The sequence below is a fragment of the Kitasatospora sp. NPDC059973 genome, assembly GCF_042737525.1.
GTDB lineage: Bacteria > Actinomycetota > Actinomycetes > Streptomycetales > Streptomycetaceae > Kitasatospora.
Genome location: NZ_JBHWUI010000303.1, coordinates 1 through 4883, shown reverse-complemented (window position 1 = coordinate 4883; position 4883 = coordinate 1). Strand labels below are relative to the sequence as shown.

At 76.1% G+C, this 4883-nt stretch carries 5 protein-coding genes; 3 read left to right on the top strand and 2 right to left on the bottom strand.

Annotation, left to right across the window (positions count from 1 at the left end; genetic code table 11):
- Both ACFWA9_RS38185 and ACFWA9_RS38180 read left to right on the top strand, forming a co-directional pair.
- A partial coding sequence (locus ACFWA9_RS38185) for a CAP domain-containing protein (RefSeq protein ID WP_380393993.1) occupies nucleotides 1-936 on the top strand: 936 nt, incomplete at its 5' end.
- Between the two features lie 123 nt (nucleotides 937-1059).
- The gene (locus tag ACFWA9_RS38180) at nucleotides 1060-2673 is read left to right on the top strand and encodes a sigma-70 family RNA polymerase sigma factor (protein WP_380393990.1); all 1614 of its coding nucleotides are present in this window, start codon (nucleotides 1060-1062) and stop codon (nucleotides 2671-2673) included.
- 33 nt (nucleotides 2674-2706) lie between these two features.
- On the opposite strand, the gene ACFWA9_RS38175 is transcribed toward ACFWA9_RS38180, so the two are convergent.
- Nucleotides 2707-2958: a hypothetical protein gene (locus ACFWA9_RS38175; RefSeq protein ID WP_352291970.1), complete on the bottom strand. Its 252-nt coding sequence runs from the start codon at nucleotides 2956-2958 to the stop codon at nucleotides 2707-2709.
- A 50-nt stretch (nucleotides 2959-3008) separates the two neighbouring features.
- Nucleotides 3009-3302, bottom strand: coding sequence for a tetratricopeptide repeat protein (locus ACFWA9_RS38170; RefSeq protein ID WP_380393987.1), 294 nt, complete (start codon nucleotides 3300-3302; stop codon nucleotides 3009-3011).
- A gap of 254 nt (nucleotides 3303-3556) precedes the next feature.
- Here ACFWA9_RS38170 and ACFWA9_RS38165 point away from each other — a divergent pair, with 254 nt between their 5' ends.
- Nucleotides 3557-4657: a chemotaxis protein gene (locus tag ACFWA9_RS38165; protein WP_352291974.1), complete on the top strand. Its 1101-nt coding sequence runs from the start codon at nucleotides 3557-3559 to the stop codon at nucleotides 4655-4657.
- Nucleotides 4658-4883: the final 226 nt, after the last annotated feature.

Below are 4883 nucleotides of genomic sequence, written 5' to 3'. Positions count from 1 at the left end.
GCGGGCGGCCGCGCGGCCCGGCGGGCGGCCGACCGCCACCGGGGGCGCGGCCGTCGGGGCCGCCGCCGTCGCGGCGTCGGCCCGGTGGTGGCGGTGGTCGCCGCGGTGGCGGGTACCGGGGTGATCGCCGCGCTGGCCGGCGCCGGGTACGGCTACTACCACGGGTCCGCCGACCGGGACGGGCAGTGGACGGTGGCCCTGGACCCGCAGATCGCGGCGGAGGCCGGGGACCACAACGGGATCCAGATCCCCGGGTCCGGTGTCATCGACCCGGCGCTCAAGCCCTCGCCCACCGACAGCCCCTCCGCCGCCGACCCGGCCCACGCCGCCACCGCGACCCCGGCGCCGTCCGACCCGGCCGCCGCGGGCCAGAGCCCCTCGGCCGGTGCCGCCGCGACGACCGCGTCCGCCCCGGCCACGGCCTCGGCGACCGCCAAGCCGACCTCCACCGCGAGCGCCGGCACCGCCCCGAAGGCCTCGACGAGCGCGGCCGCGACGCCGCCCCGGACCACCGCGGCCCCCGCGAGCGGCGCCCCCGCGGGTGGCACCTCGGCCCAGTACGCCCAGCAGGTCGTGGACCTGGTCAACGCCCAGCGCGCCCAGAACGGGTGCGGACCGCTCACCGCCGACTCCCGGCTGGCCACCGCCGCCCAGGGCCACAGCGAGGACATGGCGGCCCGCAACTACTTCGACCACGCCAGCCCCGAGGGTCGGCACGCGGACTACCGGATCGAGGCGACCGGCTACCGCTGGAGCAGCTGGGGCGAGAACATCGCCCGCGGTCAGAAGGACCCGGCCGCCGTGATGGACGCCTGGATGAACAGCCCCGGCCACCGCGCCAACATCCTGAACTGCTCCTTCAAGCAGATCGGCGTCGGTGTGAAGACCGGCTCCGGCGGCCCCTGGTGGACCCAGGTCTTCGCCTCCCCGTCCTGATCTCCGCGCCCCCGCTCGAACCCCCGTTTCCGAATCCGCGCGAATTGTTGTTATCTGAGCACTTCCCCGAGGTCTCCCAGGAGGCAACGGCGGACGGATGACGGCAAGACGGAGTGCGTACCCATGAACGTTGACGTGCAGAGCAGGACCGGGACGACCCTGGTGCTGGCGGCCCAGTCCGGCGACCGGCAGGCCCAGGAGGCGCTGGTCGCCGCCTGGTTGCCGCTGGTCTACAACGTCGCCGGCCGTGCGTTGAACGGCCACGCCGACGTCGACGACGTGGCCCAGGAGACCATGATCCGGGCGCTGGACGGCCTGGACGGGCTGCGCGACCCCGAATCCTTCCGCTCCTGGCTGGTCGCGATCACCATGAACCAGGTCCGCCGGCGCTTCACCGGCCAGCAGCAGACCACCGTCGGCGGCCTCGACGAGGCCTGGGAGCTCGCCGACCCGCGGGCCGACTTCACCGACCTCACCATCCTGCGGCTGGGGCTGTCCGGCCAGCGCCGCGAGGTCGCCGAGGCCACCCGCTGGCTGGACCCGGACGACCGGGAGCTGCTCGCGCTCTGGTGGCTGGAGGCCTGCGGCGAACTCAGCCGGGCCGAACTCGCCGAGGCGCTCGACCTGACGCCGCAGCACACCGCGGTCCGGGTCCAGCGGATGAAGAAGCAACTGGAGGCGGGCCGGGTGGTGGTCCGCGCGCTCACCGCCTACCCGCGCTGCGCGGAGCTGGTCGAGCTGACGGCGGGCTGGGACGGCACCCCGGACTCGGTGTGGCGCAAGCGCATCGCCCGGCACATCCGGGGCTGCGCCGGCTGCGACGGGCTCGGCCGGGACCTCTTCCCCGCCGAGGGCCTGCTGGCCGGCCTGGCGCTGGTGCCGATCCCGCTGGACTCGCCCACCGGGCTGCAGCTCCAGGCCGCGGCCGCCGCGGCCGGCTCCCCGCCGCCGCCGGGCTCCGCCGGCGGGCCGGGTGGCGGGCCGGGTGGCGGTGCCACGGGCTCCGGGGGAGCGTCCGGACCGGGGGGAGCGCAGGGCCGGTTCGGCCCGATCCGGCGCCGGACGGCCGTCGCGGGCGGTACGGCCGCGGTGCTGGCCGTCGCGACCCTCGCCCTGGTCTGGCCGCATCCGCGACCCGAGCACGCCGCGCCCGAACCGACCACCCCGAGCGCCGCGCCCGACACCCTGCCCGACAGCCTGCCGGTGCCCGCGATACCCGTGCAGTCCGTACCGGAACCGCCCGTCACCGAGACCCCGGCGGCCCCGCCGGCGCCGACCTCGACACCCACCGAGCCGCCGGTGGCCGTCACCCCGCCGCCGTCCCCGGTGACCGCGCGCCCGGCCACGCCGCCCAGCCCGGAGCGCCAGCTGGTCGACCTCGTCAACGCCGAGCGTGCCAAGGTCGGCTGCGCCCCGCTGCGGATCGACCCCAAGCTGCACGCGGCGGCGCAGAAGCACTCGGACGACATGGTGGCCCGGAGCTACTTCGACCACGTCAACCCCGACGGCGCCCGCGCGGACGCCCGGCTGTCGGCGGCCGGCTACCGCTGGTCCCAGTGGGGCGAGAACCTCGACCGGGGCCCGACCGCCCCCGCCACCGTGGTCTCCCGCTGGATGGACGGCGGGATCCACCAGTCGAACATGCTGGACTGCGGCTTCAAGGACGTGGGCATCGGCGTGACCACCGGGCCCGGCGGCCTCTACTGGACCCAGGACCTCGGCGCCCCGCTCGGCTGACCACACCGAGCGCCGGTACCGCCCGGACCGGCGTCAGGACGGCAGGCCGATCAGGCCGTCCGCCTGACCGGTCACGTGACCGGTGGCCTCGCCGAGCACCCCGCCGGCGTCGCCGACCTGCCCCGGCAGGGCGTCGGGCGCGGCGTTCAGCGTGCCGCCCTGCTGGAGCGGGCCGGACAGGTCCCCCTGGCCGCCGATCGCGCCCGCGTGCGCGCTGGGAGCGGTGAGGGAGGCCACGACACCCACGGCGAGCGAGGCGACGGCGAGCAAGCTGCGCTTCTTCATGCCCCGCCCAACGACACTGCGCCACCCGGGTTACGGCCGGGCTGCCGGCTTCACCCGTCCTCGTCACGCGGGCGGGGGCCGAGCCCGGCGAGCGCGGCGTCGATCGGTACCAGCCGGGGGTGCTCCGGGCCGAGCCGGGCGGCCAGCACCGCCCGTGCCTCGACGAACAGCCCGCGGGCCCGCGCGTCCTGTCCGGCGGCCGCCACCACCCGGCCCAGCCGCCACCGGTTCTCCGCCCACGCGGGGTGGTCGTGGCCGTGCACCCGCCGGTGCAGCTCCGCCGCCTCGGCCAGCGCCCGCCGCGCGTCGCGCTCAGCGTAGGGGCTGGGTCCGCCGTACGACATAACGATCCGACGATCAGAGGGTTCTGATTGCGCCTCAGCTGAGCGGCGGATCCTCCGCGAGCGGGGGCGGGCCTCCCGGTGGGTCCGGTGCGCCCGGTCCCACCGTGGATACGGACACCTTTTCGGTGGCGGCGGGCATAGGAGCGGGTTTGGATGGGGAGGGGTGGAGAGGCAAATCCGGCAAAGCTGGCAAACCATAAGAGAATCTGATTCTGCCGAGCATGTCGAGGCAACCGCGACAAGAAGGGCATCCGATGCACGCAGCCGAGCTCACGCCTGCCGTCCTCGCCGAACTGCGCCGCCCCCGGCGCTACCCGGCCGTCTCCATCCTGCTGCCCACCCACCGAAGCGAGCCCGACAACGCCCAGGACCCGGTGCGCCTGCGCAATCTGATCGCGGAGGCCAAGAACCGGCTGCACGCGGACGAGGCCGTGTCCCGGGCGGACCGGCTGGACGTGGTGGAGCAGTTGGACCGGGCCCTGCGGGAGATCGACCTGGTGCACGCCGAGGACGGTCTGGCGATCTTCGTGGCGCCCGGTGAGCACCAGGTCTGGTCGCTGCCCCGGAGCGTCGCCGCCCGGGTGGTGTTCTCCGAGACCTTCCTGACCCGCAACCTCGTCTCCGCCTACGCGGCCGGCGCGCCGTACTGGGTGCTGACGGTCGCCGCCGACCGGGTCGCGCTGTTCGGCGGTACGGCGTCGCGGCTGGCCGAGCACACGGCGGGCGCCTTCCCCCTGGACCAGGTCGGCCCGGACTGGGACGTCGAGCGCAAGGAGCGGATCGGCGACGTGCCGAGCACCTTCCGCGACGAGGAGACCAGGCGCTTCCTGCGGGACGCGGACACCGCGCTGGCCGCAGTCCTGGAGGCCGACGCGCGCCCGCTGTACGTGCTCGGCGAGGCCGCCGCGCTCGCCCTGCTGGACGAGGTCGGCACCGCCGTGAAGCGGGCCGCCGCCCAGGTGCCGCGCGGCGGCCTGGGGCACGCCTCGGCCGCCGCCGTCGCCGAGGCCGTCCGCCCCATCGTCGCGAAGCAGGAGCAGCAGGCCGTCGCCGAACTCCACGCGCGGCTCGACTCGGCCCAGAGCGTCAAGGCGCTGGCCGCCGGCATCGACGAGGTCTGGCAGAACGTGAACGAGGGCCGGGCCGCGCTGCTGGCGGTCGAGGAGGACTACTGGGAGCCGGTGCGGGTCACGGACAGCCACCTGGTGCCCACCACCGCCGACGAGCCGGACGTCCGCGACGACATGGTCGACGAGATCGTCGAGCGCGCCCTGGACACCGGCGCCAAGGTGCAGTTCGTCCCCTCCGGCGAGCTCGCCGGCCGCGACCGGATCGCCGCCGTGCTGCGCTACTGACCACCGTCCGCCCCGGGCCCGGTCGGTCACCCCGGCCGGGCCCGGGGCTGTCTGCCGCCCGCGACCCGCGGTCCCGCCGCCGTCGGAGGACGGATGTCCGGCCCGCCGCCGAGGACGTCGAGGGGCGGGCGGCCGTCAGCGGGATCCTTCGCCCGGCGGCGGCGTTCCGGTCACCACCAGGGCCTGCCGGGCCGCCGCGGTGAGCCGCCCCGGTCGGGGGCCGGCC

Bases quoted from the DNA above. Each gene is read 5' to 3' on its own strand.
- ACFWA9_RS38180 (WP_380393990.1), top strand. From the start codon at position 1,060: ATGAACGTTGACGTGCAGAGCAGGACCGGGACGACCCTGGTGCTGGCG.
- ACFWA9_RS38175 (WP_352291970.1), bottom strand. From the start codon at position 2,958: ATGAAGAAGCGCAGCTTGCTCGCCGTCGCCTCGCTCGCCGTGGGTGTC.
- ACFWA9_RS38170 (WP_380393987.1), bottom strand. From the start codon at position 3,302: ATGTCGTACGGCGGACCCAGCCCCTACGCTGAGCGCGACGCGCGGCGG.
- ACFWA9_RS38165 (WP_352291974.1), top strand. From the start codon at position 3,557: ATGCACGCAGCCGAGCTCACGCCTGCCGTCCTCGCCGAACTGCGCCGC.